Origin of the sequence: Brevundimonas diminuta ATCC 11568 (assembly GCF_000204035.1) — a bacterium.
In the GTDB taxonomy this organism is placed as follows: Bacteria; Pseudomonadota; Alphaproteobacteria; order Caulobacterales; family Caulobacteraceae; genus Brevundimonas; species Brevundimonas diminuta.
On sequence record NZ_GL883086.1, the window covers coordinates 1,091,164 to 1,110,569 of the forward strand.

A 19,406-nucleotide genomic window follows, 5' to 3' on the forward strand; every position below is an offset into this window, starting at 1 on the left:
CGAGACACCACGGGACAGAGCAACCACCACCGACTTATTGGGCAAAATAACTGGGCGAGCGGCGTGATGAACACTCAAGATCCGAACTGGGCGACCCTGCTAGTCTGGTTGTTCGCTCTTTCCCAGATTCTCTATCTCGGAAGCTTCCTGCTGGAGATGTACTTCCGCTCGCTGCGCGTCGAGCGCGTGGACATGAGCGAGCCCCTGCCGGCCAGCGAGGCGGACTATCCCTTCATCGTCCTTCTGTATCCCGTGCTGCGGGAGCTGGAGAGCACCATGGAGACGACGTTCACGTCTCTGGCCAAGCTGGACTACCCCGCCGACCGCTATCGCGTCCTGGCCATCCCCAACAGCAACGACGCCGAGACCATCGCCAGCCTGCAGCGGCTGAGCCGGGCCTATCCCTTCGTCGAGATTCTGGCGGTGCCGCCGACCAGCGACGCCAGCTGGGACATGGTGTGGAACGCCTGGGACCGGAATCCGAAGGCCTATTGGTGGCACAGCGGCAAGCGCGCCGGGGTCAAGGATCTGCCGCCCAAGAAGACGCGCCAGCTGATCTACGCCACCTATCATGTAGCCGAGACCTATAAGGACAAGAGCGGGCTGACGATCGACTACATCGACGCCGACAGCTGCCCGCCGGCCGACCACTTCAAGGCGGCGGCCATCGGCCTGCGCCGGTTCGACGTGCTGCAGGCCCGCAATGTGGCGGGCAATCTGAACGCCAGCCTGGCCGCCGCCTTCCACGCCTTCGACCACATGACGTGGGACGGCGCCAAATACGGCCACCTGTCCGATCCGAAGCAACCCTACTGGGTGCTGGGCAAGGGCCTGTTCTTCAAGGTCGACGACCTGATCGAACTGGGAAGCTTCCACCCCTGGATCGCCATCGAAGACCCCGAGGTCGGCCAGCGCTTCTGGAAGAACGGCCGGACGCTGGGCATCATCGAAGGCTCGCTGATCGAAGAGGTGCCCGAGACCTTCCGCGAAGGGATCACCCAGAGGAAACGCTGGGTCGCCGGATTCTTCCAGAGCCTGACGACGCCGCTGAAGGAGATGGACTTCAGCTTCGGCGAGCGGGTCCGCGTGTGGATGAACTTCCTGCCCTGCATGTCCATGTGGGTGAACACCCTGGGCATTCCCCTGGGCGTCTGGGCGGCCTGGCGGTTCTTTCAGGGCGACGATTTCCTGCCGCTGTGGCTGGTGATCCTGTCGATCTTCAACATCGTCGCCTTCTCGATCCTGATGATCGGCCTCTACATCAAGACGTGGCGGCGGACCGACCTGGTGCTGGACGGCGCGGGCGCGCGCATCGGCTACATGCTGATGGTCAATCCGATCTTCATCATGGTCTGGTGGTGCGTCTGGATCATCCCGCTGACGCTAGGCTTCGTCATGTATGTGCGGGACAGCGGCCTGGCCTGGCAGCGAACCGAGAAGATCGACGCCAACAACACCCTCGTCCGCACCAAGCTGGATGAGTTCGGCGCCCTTCGTCATCACCAGCACTAAGCAGACGGTCATGGACAAGCACATTCTCATCACCGGCGGGGCGGGCTTCATCGGCTCGCACCTGGTCGACGCCATGCTGGCGCGCGGCTATCGCGTGACGGTCCTGGACAGTCTGTCGCCCCAGGTTCACGGCGACGCCGAAATGGATGCGGACGGGTGGCCCGTCTACCTCGACGCACGGGCGCGCCGCATCAAGGGCGACCTGTTGGAAGACGGGGTGTTCGAGGCGGCGCTGAACGGCGTGACCCACCTGGCCCACCTCGCGGCCTCGGTCGGCGTGGGTCAGAGCATGACCAACATCGTCGACTACACCCGCAACAACGTCATGGCGGCGGCCGTCATGCTGGAGACCCTGTCCCAGCGCCCGCACACGGTCGAGCGGATCGCCGTCGCCTCGTCCATGTCGATCTATGGCGAGGGGGACTACGTCCGCCCCTCGACCGGCGCCCATGTGACCACCGACATCCGCCCGCACGCCCAGTTGGAAGCGCGTCACTGGGATCTGATGGTCGACGGCGAACCGCTGGAGCCCTGCCCCACGCCGGAAGAGAAGCTGCTGCAGCCCAACTCCATCTATGCGGTGAACAAGCGCGACCATGAGGAGATGTTCCTGTCGGTCGGCCGGGCCCTGCGCATCCCCACCGTGGCCCTGCGGCTGTTCAACGCCTATGGCTCGCGCCAGGCCCTGAGCAATCCCTATACGGGCGTGGCGGCCATCTTCATCTCGCGGCTGATGAACGACCAGCCGCCGCTGGTGTTCGAGGACGGGCGGCAGATGCGCGACTTCGTCCATGTGCAGGATGTGGCCGAGGCCTTCGCCACCGTGCTGGATGACGACCGCGAGATCTGGGACGTGTTCAATGTCGGCAGCGGCGCGCCTGTCTCCATCAACGAGATCGCAGGCGTCCTGGCCCGGCTGCTGGGCAAGAACATCGCACCGGAAGTGCTGAACCGTTATCGAGTCGGGGATATCCGTCACTGCTTCGGCGACATCTCCAAGATCGAGCGCACCTTCGGCTTCACGCCTCGGCGGTCGATGGACGAGGGCATGGAGGAGTTGATTTCCTGGGTGTCGCACACCCGCGCCCCCATTGACCGAAGCGCAGAAAGTCTGGAACAACTGTCCAGGGGAAGGTTGGTCGTCTGACAGATTTCCCGCCTGTTCTGTATGCGTTTTGTAGTGTCTCCGCCGGCGTCGCCAGCATCTGGCGCGTTCGATACTTCGCAAGGAACTGACCCATGCCTCACCGTCGACGCCCGATGACTTCCCTGGCCGCACCAGCGGCGGCGGCCCTCGTCTGCGCGGGCGTCGCCTGGGTCGGGCCGGCCTCGGCGCAAAGCGATGTGACCGTGTTCGCGGGCGGCCAGTTGGACGTCGCCGACAGCGCCTATGCCGGAGCGACGATCGGCCTGCCCGGCTCGGTCGATTCGAAGGGTTTTGCGGTGCGCGGCTCGGTCTACACCGGCAGCTACGACTACAACTCGGGTCCGAATGAGATCGCCGCCGACTTCACCGGCGCCCAGGCGGAGCTGATCTATCGTTTCGGCAACGGCCCGACCTGGGGCAGCGTCGGCATCGGCTATCGCTATGTCGATACCGACCTCAGCCCCGCCGATCCCGGCAATCGGCGCGACGGCGGCCAGGGCGGCGTCATCGTCTCCCTGGACGGCGGCCATGTCTCCGGCCCCTGGCGGGTCGACTGGTACGGCTCCTACGGTTTCGAACTGGACGATTACAACGCCCTGGCCAGCCTGACCCATCAGGTCGGCTCATCCGGCCGCGTGCGCCTGGGCATGGAGGTCGCGGCCGAAGGCGACACCAACTACAACGCCTATCACATCGGTCCCGTGGCCGGGTTCAAGCTGAACGACAAGTCAGAAATCCAAGTTTCTGTGGGCCTGAGCGACGGCGATCAACGCAGTTCGCAGGCCTATGTTCGGCTCGGTTTCTATCGAAGCTTCTAGAACGAAGAGCCGGAAGGGCGAACGATTACCGGCTCAGCTCATGGAAACACCGTTTTCGCGCCCAACTTCCCGTCCCTGACGCCTCTTAAGATTGCGCCTTAACGAGAAGTTAGGCGTAGTAAGGCAGCCTTCTCGCGTTCCTGAGGAGGTGCAGCCGAATGCTGCCGCGACCCACCAGACGAGCCTTCATCGGCGCCGCCGCGCTTGCGCCCGCCCTTGGACTGGCGGCGTGGCGTCCTGTGCGCGAAGGCCTTCCGCTGGATCCTCCGCCTGTGAAGACCGCCACCCTCGCCGACGCCGCCAGCGCGCAGGGCCGATATTTCGGCGCCGCCGTCCGGGCCGAACAACTGCGTCAGAACGCCGAACTGCGCGGCGCGGTCCTGCGCGACTGTCAGGTGCTGACGCCTGAAATCCATCTGAAGTGGAACTCCCTGGAATGGCGCAAGGGCGAGTTCAACTTCGCCCCTGTCGACGATCTGCTCGACTTCTCGCAAAGCCACGGCATGCAGGTGCGCGGCCACACCCTGCTGTGGGATCAGGGCACGCCCGACTGGGCCAGGCAGGAGATGCTGCGGCGTCGAGACTGGTCGCTGATGTCCGGGCACCTGGAGCGCGTGCTCAAGCGATACGGCGACCGCATCGCCGACTGGGACGTCATCAACGAACCGATCGACACCCAAGGCGGGGCGGGCGGCCTGAGACGCAACGTCTTCCACCGCGCCTTCGGCCCGACCTATATCGAGCGCGTGCTGGAAGAGGCGCGCGCGCTCGCGCCCAAGGCTCATCTGGTCGTCAACGACTACGGTTTTGAATACGACAATCCCGTGGATCAGGCCCGGCGCAAGGCCATTGTCGCCCTGGCGCGACGGCTGCGCGCCTCAGGCACGCCGCTGGACGGCATCGGCGTTCAGGCGCACCTGGACCTGTCCAAGGGACCGCTGGCGGCCGACGACCTGCGCGACATGACACAGCAGTTGGTCGATCTGGGGCTGGAGATCACGATCACCGAACTGGACGTGAAGGAATCCAGCTTCCACGGCACGGCGGCCGCGCGCGATCAGAAGGTCGCCGATGAGACGCGCCGCTATCTGGAGACCATGCTGGCCTTCACCCAGGTCCGCGGTGTCGTCACCTGGGGCCTGAGCGATCGCCACTCCTGGCTGTCTGAGCCCCCGCAACGTCAGTATGCGGACGCTCCGCCGAACCGCGGCCTGCCTTATGACGTCGATTACCGGCCCAAACCGATGTACCATGCCCTATCTGAGGCGTTGCGCCTGAGCGCCTAGCTCCCAACCTTTACTTTTGCTGCATTTTCAGGCCAGGAAACGGGCACCCTTTCCGCTTATCCCGCGTTAGGGACGCAGTGATAGGGGGTTGGATTTGCGGAAGCTCGCCAAAACAATCGATCTGGTGGCCGCGTTCGACTCCTCTCCCAACCCCTATATGCTGCTGGATCGCGACCTGCGTTTCGCCGGCATGAATCAGGCCTATCTGGACGTCACTCAACGCCGACGCGACGACCTGATCGGCCATCACGTCATGGAAATGTTCGCGCCGGGCGACGCCCCCGACAGCCAAGAGGAAAGCCGCCGGCTGCGCGCCTCTTTCGACAAGGTGTTGGCCACGGGCGAACCGGATCATCTGGCGGTCCTGCACTACCCCGTTCTGACGCCCGGCCCCGACGGAGAGCCGGTCTTCGATGATCGGTTCTGGAGCTGCACCCATACGCCGATCAAAAATGAAGACGGTCAGGTCACGCACATCCTGCAGCACACCAGCGATGTGACCGAGCTTCTACGTCTGCGCCAAAAGACGGTCGACGGGGCGGGCCAGTCATCCGCTCTGGACGCCATGGTGGGCGATGAGGTGTTCCGACGGGCCGTGAAGATCGAAGCTAACAACCAGCGCCTCGAAGCCGAACGTAAGCAGCTCACCGACATGCTGATGAATGCGCCGGGCTTCGTCGCGGTGCTGAACGGCCCCGACCACATGATCCAGTTCTGCAATGAAGCCTGCTATCGACTGGTCAGCCATCGCGACATTCTGGGCCAGCCGGTGCGCGACGCCCTGCCCGAACTAAGCGACCAGGGCCATCTGGATTTTCTCAACGACGTCTATGAGACGGGCGAGCCGGTTTATGGCCGCCAGCGCGCCTTCGCCCTGCGGCACGCGCAGGACGGTCCGCTGGACCATCGCTACATCGACTTCGCCTATCAGCCCATTCGCGGCGACGAGGGAAAGATCGTCGGCATCTTCGTCCAGGGCCACGACGTGACCGACGTGGTGCTGGCCGCCGAGCGCCAGAAGCTGATGATCGACGAGTTGAACCACCGGGTGAAGAACACCCTGGCTACGGTCCAGTCCATCGCCATGCAGACCGCGCGCACGCACCAGGATCCCGGCTCCTTCGCCGCCGCCTTCCAGTCGCGCATCCTGGCCCTGTCGCACACCCACGACCTGCTGACCCGCAGCCATTGGGAAGGCGCCGACCTGCGCGCCGTGCTGGAGCACGAGACGCAGGCCCACGGCATCGGGCGACTGACTATGAACGGGCCGCACGTCGCCCTGTCCCCGGCGCGCGCGGTGTCGCTGGGCATGATCTTCCACGAGCTGGCCACCAACGCCGCCAAATACGGCGCCCTGGCCTGCGGCGACGGCCGCGTCATGGTCGACTGGGCCATCAGCGACCAGAAGTCGCCGCGCCTGCACATCATCTGGCGCGAAGCCGGCGGCGAACCCATCCCCGAGCCGGAACGGCGCGGCTTCGGCACCCGCCTGATCGAGCGCAACGTGCGCCATGACCTGCATGGGACGGTGCAGCTCTCCTATCCGCCCGAAGGCTTCTGCGCCGAGATCAGCCTGCCCCTAGAAACGGAAACCCTATGACCGACGTGCTTTCAGGCCGCCGCGTGCTGATCGTCGAGGACGAGTCCCTGGTCGCCATGCTGCTGGAGACCATTCTCAGCGACATGGGATGCACCGTCATCGGCCCCGAATCGAACGTCGGCGACGGCCTGCGCGTCGTGACCGGCGAGACCGATCTCGACGCCGCCCTGCTGGACGTCAATGTGGCGGGCCAGGAGGTGTTTCCCATCGCCGAGGCGCTGAAGGCGCGGGGCGTCCCCTTCGTCTTCTCGACCGGCTATGGCGAAAGCGGACTGCCCGAGCACTGGCGCGGCAATCCCACGGTGCAGAAGCCCTTCACCGACGCCGCCATCCGCGACGCCCTGATGGCCGCCCTGAACATGAGCATGGCCTGACTGCGGCCGCCCAAAGCCCCTTCAGGCGGCCGCGGCTGCGTGAACGTCTTCCCAGGCCTTGAGGCGACGCAGCACGTCCGCCTCGATGTCAGCGTAGAACAGGTTGTAGGCCGGGATCCGGCGCTGATCGGCCCAGGACACCGGCGTGCGGAAGGATTCGGAGCTCAGGCGCGAGCGCCACAGGATGCCCTCCCGGCACTCGGCTGCGACCAGGCGGCGCTGAAATGCGGGCCGCGCGCCCCATTCCAGATTGGTGGCGTTGGTGGCGCCTCGGCTCTCACGCGCCTCGGACACGGGCGCATCGACTGATCCTGTCACCGGGTTGACGCAGGCGATGGGCGCGTCCGCGGCCTCGACCAGGGCGCCGCGATCGTTCCAGGTCAGGGCGCGGCGAATGACCCGCTTGGCTTCGCCCTCGCCGTTCTCCTCGACCGCGCGCCAGGACAGGGCGCAGCCGGTTTCATCCTCTGTGCGGCACAAAGGCGTGTGGGTGAAGCGGCTGACCGGCGTCACCCCCTCGACCAGATAGGCGGCGACCAGACGCGCCTTGAGCGAAGCGTCCCTGGCCACCCGATCATGCAGCAGACGGTCGACCAGATCGGCGCCCTGCTCCACCCCGACCAGAACGATCGGACCGTCCGGCCGCAACGCCAGCCAGCGGTCGAAGGCGGCCTCGATATCGCCATAGGCGAAAGCCCGCGCTTCGCGCGCGTCCTCGCGCAGCGTCAGGCGGCTGTAGAGGCTGGCCTGGCGATACAGGGGAGCGCTGACGTCGCCCGCCGAGGCGAACGGCCCGGCGTAGTTGGGCAGGACGATGGTCCGCAGCTTGGTCAGGGCGCGGCGGTCGTCGATGGCCCCGTTCCAGTCGCTGCCGCCGTCGTAGGTGGTGGAGTGGACGAAGAAGACATGGGCCGCCCCCGCGCCCGGGGCACGGGCGTTCAGCAGCGCCCAGGCGCTCTTATCGTCATAGTCGGGCGCGGCCGGGGGCTCATAGGTCTGGAACGGAATCTGAGGGTCTAACCCCGCGCGCAAAATGTCGCCGCGCCACACGGCCACCGCCGCCGTCAGCAACAGGACGAGCGCGAAGCCCGTGTAGCCGACCCACTGTCGAAAGGTCAGCTTGGAGCGCATCAGCGGTACGGGTCCGGCTGGGCCAGGAAGTCCTGGACGTAACGGCGCACGCCTTCCTCCAGCGGCGTCGATTGACCGCCGTAGCCGAGGGCGCGGATGCGATCCATGCTGGCCTCGGTGAAGTACTGATAGCGATCGCGGATCGCCTCGGGCATGTCGATATAGGCGATGGACGGCTCCTTGCCCGCCGCGGCGAAGGTGGCGCGCGCCAGATCGGCGAAGGAACGCGCCTGGCCCGATCCGGCGTTGAATACGCCCGAGACAGCCTCGTTCTCCAGCAGCCACAGGATGATGCCGACCACGTCGTCGACGAAGACGAAGTCGCGCAGCTGGCCGCCGTCGGGATAGTTCGGGTTGTGCGAGCGGAACAGGCTGACCGTCTCGCCCGCCTGAACCTTGGGCCAGATCTGGGCGACGACCGACTTCATGCCGCCCTTGTGGCCCTCGTTCGGGCCATAGACGTTGAAGAACTTCAGCCCGGCCCACTGGGGCGGCGCCTCGTCGCGATCGGCCTGACGCACGGCATACTGATCGAACAGATACTTCGAATAGCCATAGGCGTTTAGAGGGCGAAGCGCATTCAGGCTCTCAGGATCGTCGCGATCCTCGAACCCGGTCTCGCCGTCGCCGTAGGTGGCCGCCGAGGAGGCGTAGATCATCCGCACGCCGCGCACCGCGCACCAATCCCAGATGTCGCGCGACAGGCTGAAGTTGGTGCGCAGGATCAGGTCGGCGTCCGGCTCCGTCGTCGAGGAGATGGCGCCCATGTGGATCACCGCATCGATGCGGTCGGCGTGGCGTTCCAGCTGGTCGAACAGCTCTTCCGGCGCCCACAGATCGGCGATGGGGTGTTTGGCGATGTTCTTCCACTTGGCGAGATCGGCCGTCTCCAGCCGGTCGCAGACGACCACGTCCCAGGCGCCGCTCTCGCACAGGCGAGCCACGATGTTGGAGCCGATGAAGCCCGCGCCGCCCGTAACGACGATCATTCTCGGGGTCACGCTTGCTCTCCAGTCATCTTCTCGATGGTCTTCGTCGTGGAATAGCCGTCGGCGAAGTCGGCCAGACGGACCTCGCCGCCCCAGCTTTCGACCTCGGCGGCGCCGACGACCTTGTCCTTGGTGTAGTCCGAGCCCTTGATCAACACATCGGGTTTCAGCCGCTCGATCAGGGTGATGGGCGTCGGGTCGTCGAAGGCGGTAACGCGGTCGACGCTGGCCAGACCGCCGATGACGGCGGCGCGGCTGTCCAGATCATTGACGGGGCGTCCCTCCCCCTTCAGGCGCCGCACCGAGGCGTCAGTGTTCAGCGCCACGACCAGCCGGTCGCACCAGCCGCGCGCCTGGCTCAGATAGGCGACGTGGCCGCGGTGCAGGATGTCGAAGCAGCCGTTGGTGAAGCCGACCTTCAGGCCCTGACGCTTCCACGCCTCGACCTGATCGGCCAGTTCGTCCAGCGGAGTGACCTTGGACTGGGCGAGAGCCGCGTGCTGGCTCATCTCGGCCTCGATCAGTTCGGCGGGCGTGACGACGGCGGTGCCGCTCTTGCCCACCACTACGCCCGACGCGAGGATGGCGAACTGCACCGCCTGCTCCAGCGTCGCGCCGGCGCCCAGCGCCAGCCCAAGGGCCGCGAGGCAGGTGTCGCCGGCGCCCGAGACGTCGAACACTTCGCGCGCCCGACCGGGAAAGTGGGTGACGACGCCGCCTCTGCGCGCCAGCGTCATGCCCTTGCCCGCGCGGGTGACGACGACGGCCTTGGCCGTGGTGGAGGTCAGCAGGGCCGCCAGCGCCGCCTCGACCTGTTCGTCGGTCTCGGTCGGCAGGCCGGTGGCGCCCGCTAGTTCGCTGGCGTTCGGCTTGATGACGTCGACCGCGCCATAGCGGGCGAAGTCGCGGCCCTTGGGATCGACGATGACCGGCGCGCCGTATTCGGCCCCGGCCCACAGCGCCGCCTGGATGGCGGCGTCGTCCACCACGCCCTTGGCGTAGTCGGACAGCAGGATGGCGCCCGCGCCCCGGAACACCGCCTTGTCGGCATAGCCGGAGTGGAGCGCGGCCTCGTCGTCCAGACGCAACAACTGCTGGCCGGCGGCGACGAAGCGCGTCTTGACGATGGTGGCGGCGCCGTCGGGCCGGATCAGGGCGTCCTCGATCCGGTCCTCGGCGGCGATCAGATCGGCCAGTTCGGCGCCCGCCGCATCCTCGCCCGCGACGGCGCCCAGATGGGCCTGACCGCCCAAGGCCGCGACGTTGCGGGCGACATTGCCCACGCCGCCGGGCATGGCCACGGTGCGGCGCGCGCGCAGGACAGGGATCGGCGCCTCGGGCGAGATGCGGCTGACCTCGCCATAGACATAGCGATCCAGCATCAGATCGCCGACGCAGGCGACCTTCAGGTCGCGCACGCGCTCCAGCAAGGACTGCAGGGCGCCGAGATCAAGAGAACGTTCAGCCATGACGCCGAACTAGCGGATTCACGCCGTCTTCGCCATCGGCCCCTTGTGACCCAGCTTGATGGCCAGGTCGTCAAAGGCGATCAGTTCGGCGGCCAGGGCCTCGAACTGGCTGAGCGGCACCATGTTCGGGCCGTCCGACGGGGCGTTGTCCGGGTCTTCGTGCGTCTCCATGAAGACGGCGTCGACGCCGACCGAGACGGCGGCGCGGGCCAGCACCGGCACGAACTCGCGCTGGCCGCCCGAGGACGTGCCCTGCCCGCCCGGCTGCTGGACGCTGTGGGTGGCGTCGAACACGACCGGGCAGCCGATCTCGCGCAGGATCGGCAGGGCGCGCATGTCGCTGACCAGGGTGTTGTAGCCGAAGCTGGCGCCGCGCTCGCAGGCCATGACGTTCGGATTGCCAGCGCCCGTGACCTTGGCGATGACGTTCTTCATGTCCCAGGGGGCCAGGAACTGACCCTTCTTGATGTTGATCGCCTTGCCCGTGGCGGCGGCGGCCAGCAGCAGGTCGGTCTGGCGCGACAGGAAGGCCGGGATCTGCAGCACGTCGACGTACTCGCCCACCGGGCCGCACTGAGCCTCGGAGTGGACGTCGGTCAGGGTCGGCAGGCCGGTGACTTCACGGATTTCGGCGAAGATCGGCAGGGCGTCCTTCAGGCCGATGCCGCGCGCGGCGCTGGCGCTGGTGCGGTTCGCCTTGTCGAAGCTGGTCTTGTAGATGATGCCGAGGTTCAGCCGCTCGCCGATCTCCTTCAGCGCATGAGCCGTCTCCAGCGCGTGCTGGCGGCTCTGCATCTGGCACGGGCCGGCGATGAAGACGATGCGGGCGCCGCCGCCGATGACGACGGGGGTCTTGAGACCTTCGGACAGGGTGATGACGGCGTTCGGAGAGGTCACGGCGGCGCTTTCGACTGGTTTCAACGGCGGTTCGCGGGCCTATGCCGCGGCTTTCAGGCGGACAGGTGGCGTCGCGGATGCGTTTTCGCAACTTATCCGGCGACTCAGGCCCTGACCACCGGCCGCGCGATCATGATAGTCTGACGAAATGACCCACACCGACACGCCCCTGATCTCAACCGCAGCCCTGGCGTCGCGGCTGGGCGCGCCGGACCTGAGAATCATCGACGCCAGCTGGTGGCTGGACGGGCGCGATGCGCGGGCGGATTTCGAGCGCGAGCGGCTGCCGGGCGCCGTCTTCTTCGATCTGGACGCCGTGTCGGATCGGGAAAGCCCCTATCCGCACATGCTGCCGTCGCCGGACATCTTCGCCGATACGATGGGCGCGCTGGGCGTCGCGGAGAGCGACGACATCGTGGTCTATGACGCGCAAGGGCTGTTCTCGGCGGCGCGGGTCTGGTGGACGCTGCGGACGATGGGGGCCAGGCGCGTGCGCGTGCTGGACGGCGGCCTGCCCAAATGGAGAGCCGAGGGGCGGCCTCTGCAAGGCGGCGCGGCCAAGGCTCCCGTCCCTGCGAAATTCGAGGCGCGGTTTGACGCCGACGCCGTGACGGACTTTGATCAGGTGAGCGCCGCGCTGGCGGACGGTCTTCAGGTGGTCGATGCACGCGGGGCTGCGCGTTTCCGAGGGGAAGCCGCCGAGCCGCGCCCCGGCGTGCGAGCCGGCCATATGCCGGGGGCGCTGAACCTGCCCTTCTCCAGCCTGCTGAATGTGGACGGGACGCTGAAGCAGGCTCAGGCGCTGGACGACGCCTTCCGCGCCGCGGGCGTCGATCTGGAGCGGCCCGTCATCACCAGTTGCGGCTCCGGAGTGACAGCGGCGGTCCTGACGCTGGGGCTGGCCGTGCTGGGGCGGCCGTCGCGCCTCTATGACGGATCGTGGGCGGAATGGGGGGCGCGTCCCGACGCGCCGGTCGTAACGGGCGAGGCCTGATCAGGCCGCCGAGCGTTTGGGCGCGCGGATCAGGAACACCTGCCCGGCCAGAACCAGAGCCAGTCCGACGAAGGCCAGCACGCCGAAGCGCGCCCCTTCGAACATCACCGACACCAGCATGGCGATCGGCGGCGTCAGGGCGGAGATATAGCTGGCCGTCGCATACCCCCTCGCCCGCGCGATGGTGAAATAAAGACCGAAGGCGATGACCGAGCCGAACACCGCCAGGTACAGCAGCGAGATCACATAGGCCGGGCTCCACGCCACCGACCAGGAGACGCCCGTGACCAGGGCGTAGAGCGCCAGCGTCCCCGTGCCGTAGGCCATGGCCCAGGCCGTGGACGGCAGCACCTGCGAACCCGCCTGCTGCCCCTTCCAGGCGAACCAGTTGCCGAAGGCCGAGGCGACGACGGCGATCACGGCGAAGCTGACGCCCGCGACCGCGTGGACGCCCAGACCTGCGCCCATCACCTCGCCCGCCGACAGGACGCCGACGCCGACCACGCCCAGCCCCGCGCCCAGCCAGGCGGCGGCGGCGGCCTTCTGGCCCGAGGCGACGCGGAACAGGATCAGGTTCAGGAAGGCCAGGGCGGCGAAGATCACCGCCACCACGGCCGAGGCGATCTTCTCCTCCGAGGCGTAGACGAAGGCATAGCTGATGGCGAAGGAGAACAGCCCCTGCCCCAGCGCCGCCAGATGCTGGCCGCGCGTCAGAGCCAGCCGACCTCCCGTCGCCTTGACGATCAGGGCCAGCAAGGCCGAAGCGATGCCGAAGCGCAGCACCACCGAAATCACCGGATCGACGGCGCCCAACTGGAAGGTGATGGCGTACCAGGTCGTGCCCCAGATCAGGGCGCAGACCCCGACGCCGCCGATGGCCAACACAGCGGGTGAAGACAGGCGCGACGACGCGGTTTCGGATTGGGGAGCTTCAGACTGTGACACGCCGGCGACTCGGTCGAAACGAAACGGGAACTTCCGATAGCACCGCTTTATCCCCGCCGTCTCTCTACTGTTGCAGCCTTATGTGACGCTGGCGCGTTCTGCTAAGCTAGCCGCGCACAAAGGAGACGCCGATGCGCTCATTCCTCGCCCCCCTCGCTCTGGCCCCGGTCCTTTTGGTCGCCGCCTGCTCCTCCATGCCGGAAGCCTCTATGACTGAAGTCCAAGTCACCGCCACCTATCGCGAACGCATCATGCTGCCGCCCGGCCATGTCCTGACGGTCAAGGTCGAGGACGTCAGCCTGATGGACGCGCCGTCCCGCACCATGGCCGAGGTGCGCCAGCCCCTGAACGGTCGCGCCCCGCCCTACGCCGTCACCCTTTCGATGCCCAGCGACAAGATCGACGCCCGCCACCGCTATGCCGCACGCGCTGAAATCCGCGACGCCTCCGGCGCCCTGCGCTTCACCACCGACACCAACTACGCTGTGCTGACCAACGGCGCCTCGAACCGCGCCGACATCGTCATGGTGGGCGTGCGCTAAGCCTTGAGCGGCCTCGCCAAACGATCGGTGCTGCTGTCCGGCCACGCCACCTCGGTGGCGCTGGAGCCTGAGTTCTGGGCCGTGCTGGACGCCATCGCGGCCGAACTGGCGTTGAGCCGGTCCGGCCTGCTGATCCGCATCGACGCCTGGCGGGGCCGCCGCCCCCTGGCCTCCGCCTGCCGCATCCTGGCCCTGCAGTGGACCGGCGGCGACCGCAGTTTCGCAGAAGAGAAGACGCCATGAGCGACGCTCGCATCGACAACAATCGCCTCATCCCCGCCGCCGTCTTCGGCGGACTGGTGGCCGTGGGCCTCATCGGCGGCGGCGCCCTGATCGGTCAGGGCGTGGTCAACGCCCGCGCGGGCGACCGTTCCGTCACCGTGCGCGGCTTAGCGGAAAAGGACGTGAAGGCCGATCTGGCCGTCCTGCCGATCCGTTTCACAACCTCGGGCGACGTACTGTCCGAGGTGCAGGCGCGCATCGACGGCGACCTGGCCATCGTGCGCCAGTTTCTGAAGGCGCAGGGCTATCCCGACGACGCCGTGGACCTGGGTCAGCTGGGCGTGGCCGACACCCGATCGCGCGAATACGCCAGCCAGACCGGCGGGCCGCGCTTCATCCTGACCCAGACCGTGATCGTGCGCACCACGGACGTCGACCGGGTGCAGACCACCACCCGCAACCTGAACGATCTGGTGCGCCAGGGCGTGGTGCTGCAGGACTTCAACGGCCCCTCCTACATCTTCACCAAGCTGAACGACGTGCGCCCGGCCATGATCGCCGAGGCCACCGCCGCCGCCCGCAGCGGCGCCGAGCAGTTCGCCAAGGATTCCGGCGCGCCGCTGGGGCCGATCAAGACGGCGGGACAGGGCTCGTTCGAGATCCTGTCGCGCGACGGCACGGGCGACGAAGCAAGCACGCCGAACAAGAAGGTCCGCGTCGTCACGACGATCAGCTATCGACTGAAATAGGCCCGCGCCAATGCGACCGCCTGGTCAGGGGTCCGTCAGATAGGCCGCCAGCACGACGGCGTCGTTGTGCTCTTCGTCCCTGGCCCCATAGACCAGGGTCGCCGGGCCATCGGCGAGCGCGGCCTTCAGTTCGGATACGACATCGCCGTTGGCTTCCAACTCCGCGCGATAGCGGTGCTGGAACTCCGTCCATTTCGCCGGATCATGGCCGAACCACTGCCGCAGCTCCGTCGTCGGCGCGATCTGCTTGAGCCATAGGTCCACGCGGGCCTTGTCCTTGCTGAGACCACGCGGCCAGAGGCGGTCGACCAGGATGCGCGTCCCATCCGCATCGGACGGCGGTTCATAGACGCGCTTCAAGGCGACCTTCACGGCCTCATCCGCCCTGTGGTTCGGGCGCGGCCACCTGGGGCGGTTCAGAGGGGCGCGGCAACTCGGGCGGAACCGGGCGGTCTGGAACCTCAGGCAGGCGCGGCGTCGGCACATTGATGTCGACGTTCAATTCGGGCGTTGACGGCGCCGGCGCCCTTCCTCCGGCGAAGACGAACCAGGCTATTACCGCCACGGCGACGAGAAGGCCCCCGACGATGAAGGCCAGACCCGCCCCGCCGCGCTTTCGCGGCGCCGGGACGTTGTTGACGGTAGTCTGATGGACGACGCGCTCAGGCGGGATATTGGGATCGGTCATGACGCGGCCTCAGGACCGCTCGGCGCAGCCGGCGCCGAGACTTCAGGCAGCTTGACCTCGACATCGACATTCTTGGTGTCCGACGCCCCGCCTCGGCCCAGAAGGAACCAGGCCAGGACAGCCACAACAACGACCAAACCGCCGACGATGAAGGCGAGACCGGCGTTGCCGCCGCCGCTTGAGTTTTCCGCCATAGGCATCCCTTCCCTTTTGCTGACCCTGTCGTGTGCGAGAACGACGCTCTGACTGCGCGGTTCCGGAAGCGCCGTGTGCGAATAGGCCTGACTTTGGTCGCTGTGCTGCTTATGTTCTCCCATTCAGATTCCGGCGGCTCGCCCGCCTGTCCCGCCGCCTGAGTATCCGCCCCTGTGACCGACCTGCCCGCTCCCCGCATTTCCGACCTCGCCCGCGCCCAGACTCCGCAAGGGCCGGCGGCCGACTATCTGTCGGGCCTGAACCCCGAGCAGCGCGAGGCGGTGGAGACGACCGAGGGGCCGGTGCTGGTGCTGGCGGGTGCCGGAACGGGCAAGACGCGCGTCCTGACCACGCGCCTGGCGCACATCCTGGCGACGGGCCGGGCCAAGCCGTGGGAGCTGCTGGTCGTCACCTTCACCAACAAGGCCGCGCGCGAGATGCGCGAGCGGATCGGCCATCTGATCGGCCCGTCGTCCGAGGGACTGCGCTGGCTGGGCACCTTCCACTCGGTCGCGGCGCAAATTCTGCGTCGCCATGCGGAACTGGTCGGGCTGAAGTCCAGCTTCACCATCCTGGATACGGACGATCAGGAGCGGCTGCTGAAGCAGCTTCTGGAAGCGGCCAACATCGACACCAAGCGGTTCACGCCCAAGTCGCTGGCCCATATGATCGACCACTGGAAGAACCGCGGCTGGACGCCCGACAAGCTGCCGCCGGGCGAGGACTTCGCCAACGGCAAGGGCCCGGCGCTGTACGCCGCCTATCAGGCGCGGCTGGCGACGCTGAACGCCTGCGACTTCGGCGACCTGTTGCTGCACAACATCACCATCCTGTCGAAACATGCTGATCTGGCGGAGGAATATCGCCGCCGGTTCCGCTACATCCTGGTGGACGAATATCAGGACACCAACGTCGCCCAGTATCTGTGGCTGCGGCTGCTGACCTCCTCGACCGGCAATGTCTGCTGCGTCGGCGATGACGATCAGTCGATCTATGGCTGGCGCGGGGCCGAGGTGGACAACATCCTGCGCTTCGAGCGCGACTTCCCCGGAGCCAAGGTCATCCGGCTGGAGCGCAACTATCGCTCGACCAAGCATATCCTGGGCGCGGCCTCGGCCCTGATCGCGGCCAATCAGGATCGACTGGGCAAGACCCTGTGGACCGAGGACGACAGCGGCGACAAGGTACGCGTGCGCGGCGTCTGGGACGGCGAGGCCGAGGCCCGCTTGATCGCCGACGAGATCGAGACCGCGCGCAAGCAGGGCATGAATTACAAGGACATGGCCGTTCTTGTTCGCGCATCCTTCCAGATGCGGGCGTTTGAAGAACGCTTCCTGATGCTGGCCATTCCCTATGTCGTCATCGGCGGCCCGCGCTTCTTCGAGCGGGCGGAAATCCGCGACGCCCACGCCTATCTGCGGCTGATCCAGTCCGAAGACGACGATCTGGCCTTCGAGCGCATCGTCAACGTCCCCAAGCGCGGCATCGGCGACACCAGCGTCCAGAAGATCCTGCACATCGCGCGCGAGAACGGCGTCTCGGCCATGCGGGCGGTGCGCCACCTGATTACGACGGACGAGCTTCAGGCGCGCACCCGCACGCCGCTGGCCAACTTCGTGCGCGATCTGGACCGCTGGCGCGACCTGATGGCGATGGGCACGTCCCACTGGCAGGTGACGGAGACCCTGCTGGACGAGAGCGGCTATACCGCCATGCAGAAGGCCGACCGCACCAGTGGCCAGACGCGCTTGGACAACCTGAAGGAACTGACCCAGTCGATGCAGTCGTTCGAGACGCTGCAGGCCTATCTGGAGCATGTTTCGCTGGTCATGGATCTGGAGCGCCGCGACGAGAACGCCGACGGTTCGGGTTCAGTGCAGATCATGACGCTGCATGGCGCCAAGGGGCTGGAGTTCCCGTTGGTCTTCCTGCCGGGTTGGGAGGAAGGCGTCTTCCCCAGCCAGCGCAGCATCGACGAGAAGGGCGTGAAGGGCCTCGAGGAGGAACGCCGCCTGGCCTACGTCGGCGTCACCCGCGCCAAGCAGGATGCGCGCATCAGCTTCGCCGCCAACCGCATGGTCTACGGCCGCTGGACCTCTCAGCTGCCCAGCCGCTTCGTCGATGAACTGCCCATCGCCCACGTCGAGCCCCAGTCGGACACCGGCTATTACGGCGCCTCGACCGGGATGAAGGAGGCCAAGAGCCGCTGGGACGACGCCCCCTCCTTCGGCGGCAGCTATTCCAGCCCCGGCTGGAAGCGCGCCCAGACCTATACCGCCGCCCAGACTCCCAAGCCCGCCTATGCCCGCCGCGCCGTGATCGAAGGCGAAGGCCGCCTGATCGCCACCGCCGATCCCAAGGCGGCGTCCGGCTGGTCGCGCGGCGACCGCGTCTTCCACCAGAAGTTCGGCTATGGTCAGGTGCGCGCGGTGGAGGGCAACAAGCTGGTGGTCAGTTTCGACAAGGCGGGCGAGAAGAAGGTCATCGACACCTTCGTGGAGAAGGCGTGAGGGGGGCGATCGCTCCTTCACGTCATGATCCCGACGCCCCCACCCTGTGGGAACAGGCGGCGGCAGGCCTGATCCTGGCCCTGTTGTCCGGCGCCCTGCTCGGCCCGATCTTCGCGCCGAACCAGGAAGAGACCCCAGTGCTGCGGCTGGTCTGGCCGCCGATCTATCTGGTGATCCTGGGACTGGTCGGGTTTCGCGCGCGGCGAATGGCGGCGGCCTGGCCCGCCTTCATCCCCCTGTTGCTGATGGTCGTCCTGGCGCTGGCGTCCAGCCTGTGGTCCCAGGCGCCGGATGTGACCGAGCGGCGGGTGTTGGCCCTCGGGCTGACCGGGGTCTTCGCCGTCTATCTGGGCGCGGTCTTTCGCGGGATCGCCCTGCCCCGGATGCTGACGGCGACGTTTCTGGCGTTGGGGCTATGCAGCCTGATCGCCGTCTTCGTCTTTCCAGGGTTCGGCGTCCACCATGCGGCCAACGCCGGCCTGTGGCGGGGCGTCTGGTACGAGAAGAACCAACTGGGCATGGTCATGACGCTCGGCCTGATCGCCGCTTCGGCCCTGCTGGCCGCGCAGACGGACCAGCGTGACCGCCGTCTGGCGCTGGCCGCCCTGGCGGTCTGCACCCTGGCCCTGCTGGGGTCGCAATCCAAGACCGCCCTGATCATGGCCATGTTGGGCGGCGGCCTTGTTCTGCTGTGTCGGCTGATCCGACGCATGGGGCCGGTGTTCGGCGTCGTCGCCGTATGGTGCATGGGCGCGGCCCTGGTCGGCGGCCTGTGGGCATGGAGCGAGTTCTCCGTCGAAATCCTGGCCCTGTTCGGCAAGGATCCCAGCCTGACCGGCCGCACCGAAATCTGGGACGCCATCGCCCGCATGACCGAGCGCAGGCCCTGGCTGGGCTATGGCTACAGCGCCTTCTGGCTGCCGGACTCGGAGCCGATGGAGTGGATCCGGCATGAGACAGGCTGGCGCGTGCCGTCGGCCCACCAAGGCTGGCTGGACCTGCGCGCTGAGTTGGGCTGGGCGGGCGTCGGCCTGGTCGGCGCCGTCGTCGCCGTGACCTCGGCGGCCGTTCTGATCCGCCTGACCGGCCTGGGACGGCGCGAGGGATACTGGAGCCTGGCCTGGCTGGCGGCCTTCCTGCTGCTGAGCCTGTCGGAAAGCGTGCTGATGAGGCACCAGGATCTGCCGTGGACCCAGTTCATGGCGCTGATGGCGCGTAATCTGATCCCGGACCGAGCGCCCTGATCCCTGATCCGCCGAACTGACGCGGGCCTTGCCCCCGCCCTCTTCGAAGCCTACCAGACCCTGCCCCGAATCGCCGCAAAATGCCCTGATGGAC

20 protein-coding genes are annotated in these 19,406 nt (G+C 67.1%); 12 read left to right on the forward strand and 8 right to left on the reverse strand.

From position 1 onward, the window contains the following. The first annotated feature begins 66 nt into the window (after positions 1–66). From BDIM_RS09145 to BDIM_RS09170, 6 genes are all read left to right on the forward strand, one after another. A complete protein-coding gene (locus BDIM_RS09145) occupies positions 67–1,512 on the forward strand; it encodes a glycosyltransferase family 2 protein (RefSeq protein ID WP_040345609.1) in 1,446 nt (481 codons plus the stop codon). Positions 1,513–1,522: 10 nt separating this feature from the next. After that, positions 1,523–2,659, forward strand: a complete 1,137-nt coding sequence (locus BDIM_RS09150; RefSeq protein WP_003165300.1) for an NAD-dependent epimerase/dehydratase family protein — start codon at positions 1,523–1,525, stop codon at positions 2,657–2,659. 92 nt (positions 2,660–2,751) lie between these two features. Further along, the gene (gene bcsS / locus BDIM_RS09155; protein ID WP_081461886.1) at positions 2,752–3,477 is read left to right on the forward strand and encodes a cellulose biosynthesis protein BcsS; all 726 of its coding nucleotides are present in this window, start codon (positions 2,752–2,754) and stop codon (positions 3,475–3,477) included. A 272-nt stretch (positions 3,478–3,749) separates the two neighbouring features. Further along, a complete protein-coding gene (locus tag BDIM_RS09160) occupies positions 3,750–4,763 on the forward strand; it encodes an endo-1,4-beta-xylanase (protein WP_169312140.1) in 1,014 nt (337 codons plus the stop codon). A 94-nt stretch (positions 4,764–4,857) separates the two neighbouring features. Continuing rightward, complete coding sequence (locus tag BDIM_RS09165) at positions 4,858–6,363, forward strand: HWE histidine kinase domain-containing protein (RefSeq protein WP_244911844.1); 1,506 nt, start codon at positions 4,858–4,860, stop codon at positions 6,361–6,363. Continuing rightward, positions 6,360–6,737: a response regulator gene (locus BDIM_RS09170; protein ID WP_040345610.1), complete on the forward strand. Its 378-nt coding sequence runs from the start codon at positions 6,360–6,362 to the stop codon at positions 6,735–6,737. Before BDIM_RS09165 ends, BDIM_RS09170 begins: the two co-directional genes overlap by 4 nt. Before the next feature lie 21 nt (positions 6,738–6,758). Here BDIM_RS09170 and BDIM_RS09175 read toward each other — a convergent pair whose 3' ends face one another. Genes BDIM_RS09175 through kdsA form a run of 4 tightly spaced genes read right to left on the reverse strand, consistent with a single transcriptional unit; the run spans position 6,759 to position 11,247 of the window. After that, positions 6,759–7,868 carry a DUF3089 domain-containing protein gene (locus tag BDIM_RS09175; RefSeq protein WP_003165305.1) on the reverse strand — a complete coding sequence of 370 codons (1,110 nt, stop codon included), beginning with the start codon at positions 7,866–7,868 and terminating at the stop codon, positions 6,759–6,761. Then, complete coding sequence (rfaD, locus tag BDIM_RS09180; RefSeq protein WP_003165306.1) at positions 7,868–8,857, reverse strand: ADP-glyceromanno-heptose 6-epimerase; 990 nt, start codon at positions 8,855–8,857, stop codon at positions 7,868–7,870. The genes BDIM_RS09175 and rfaD overlap by 1 nt, the downstream gene beginning before the upstream one ends. Positions 8,858–8,865: 8 nt before the next feature. Then, entirely contained in the window at positions 8,866–10,326 is a 1,461-nt protein-coding gene (gene rfaE2, locus BDIM_RS09185) for a D-glycero-beta-D-manno-heptose 1-phosphate adenylyltransferase (protein WP_003165307.1), read from the reverse strand. An 18-nt stretch (positions 10,327–10,344) separates the two neighbouring features. Next, on the reverse strand, positions 10,345–11,247 hold the full coding sequence (gene kdsA, locus BDIM_RS09190) for a 3-deoxy-8-phosphooctulonate synthase (RefSeq protein WP_003165308.1): 903 nt from the start codon (positions 11,245–11,247) through the stop codon (positions 10,345–10,347). A 124-nt stretch (positions 11,248–11,371) separates the two neighbouring features. Between kdsA and sseA the strand changes: the two genes are divergently transcribed. Beyond that, positions 11,372–12,217, forward strand: coding sequence for a 3-mercaptopyruvate sulfurtransferase (sseA, locus tag BDIM_RS09195; RefSeq protein WP_003165309.1), 846 nt, complete (start codon positions 11,372–11,374; stop codon positions 12,215–12,217). On the opposite strand, the gene BDIM_RS09200 is transcribed toward sseA, so the two are convergent. Beyond that, a complete protein-coding gene (locus BDIM_RS09200) occupies positions 12,218–13,162 on the reverse strand; it encodes a DMT family transporter (RefSeq protein ID WP_232464007.1) in 945 nt (314 codons plus the stop codon). Positions 13,163–13,371: 209 nt separating this feature from the next. Between BDIM_RS09200 and BDIM_RS09205 the strand changes: the two genes are divergently transcribed. The 3 genes from BDIM_RS09205 to BDIM_RS09215 are packed head-to-tail and all read left to right on the forward strand — an operon-like array spanning position 13,372 to position 14,675. Next, on the forward strand, positions 13,372–13,704 hold the full coding sequence (locus tag BDIM_RS09205; RefSeq protein ID WP_244911843.1) for a YbaY family lipoprotein: 333 nt from the start codon (positions 13,372–13,374) through the stop codon (positions 13,702–13,704). Positions 13,705–13,707: 3 nt separating this feature from the next. Continuing rightward, positions 13,708–13,947, forward strand: coding sequence for a ribbon-helix-helix domain-containing protein (locus tag BDIM_RS09210; protein ID WP_040345615.1), 240 nt, complete (start codon positions 13,708–13,710; stop codon positions 13,945–13,947). After that, positions 13,944–14,675, forward strand: a complete 732-nt coding sequence (locus BDIM_RS09215; RefSeq protein WP_003165313.1) for an SIMPL domain-containing protein — start codon at positions 13,944–13,946, stop codon at positions 14,673–14,675. Before BDIM_RS09210 ends, BDIM_RS09215 begins: the two co-directional genes overlap by 4 nt. Before the next feature lie 24 nt (positions 14,676–14,699). Here BDIM_RS09215 and BDIM_RS09220 read toward each other — a convergent pair whose 3' ends face one another. The 3 genes from BDIM_RS09220 to BDIM_RS09230 are packed head-to-tail and all read right to left on the reverse strand — an operon-like array spanning position 14,700 to position 15,563. Next, positions 14,700–15,047 carry a DUF488 domain-containing protein gene (locus tag BDIM_RS09220; protein ID WP_003165314.1) on the reverse strand — a complete coding sequence of 116 codons (348 nt, stop codon included), beginning with the start codon at positions 15,045–15,047 and terminating at the stop codon, positions 14,700–14,702. A 4-nt stretch (positions 15,048–15,051) separates the two neighbouring features. After that, entirely contained in the window at positions 15,052–15,363 is a 312-nt protein-coding gene (locus BDIM_RS09225; RefSeq protein ID WP_003165315.1) for a hypothetical protein, read from the reverse strand. After that, positions 15,360–15,563 carry a hypothetical protein gene (locus BDIM_RS09230; protein ID WP_248601210.1) on the reverse strand — a complete coding sequence of 68 codons (204 nt, stop codon included), beginning with the start codon at positions 15,561–15,563 and terminating at the stop codon, positions 15,360–15,362. The genes BDIM_RS09225 and BDIM_RS09230 overlap by 4 nt, the downstream gene beginning before the upstream one ends. Positions 15,564–15,731: 168 nt before the next feature. On the opposite strand from BDIM_RS09230, the gene BDIM_RS09235 reads away from it, so the two are divergent. Both BDIM_RS09235 and BDIM_RS09240 read left to right on the forward strand, forming a co-directional pair. Continuing rightward, positions 15,732–18,068, forward strand: a complete 2,337-nt coding sequence (locus BDIM_RS09235; protein ID WP_003165317.1) for an ATP-dependent helicase — start codon at positions 15,732–15,734, stop codon at positions 18,066–18,068. Further along, positions 18,065–19,312: an O-antigen ligase family protein gene (locus tag BDIM_RS09240; RefSeq protein ID WP_003165318.1), complete on the forward strand. Its 1,248-nt coding sequence runs from the start codon at positions 18,065–18,067 to the stop codon at positions 19,310–19,312. The genes BDIM_RS09235 and BDIM_RS09240 overlap by 4 nt, the downstream gene beginning before the upstream one ends. The last annotated feature ends 94 nt before the right edge of the window (positions 19,313–19,406 follow it).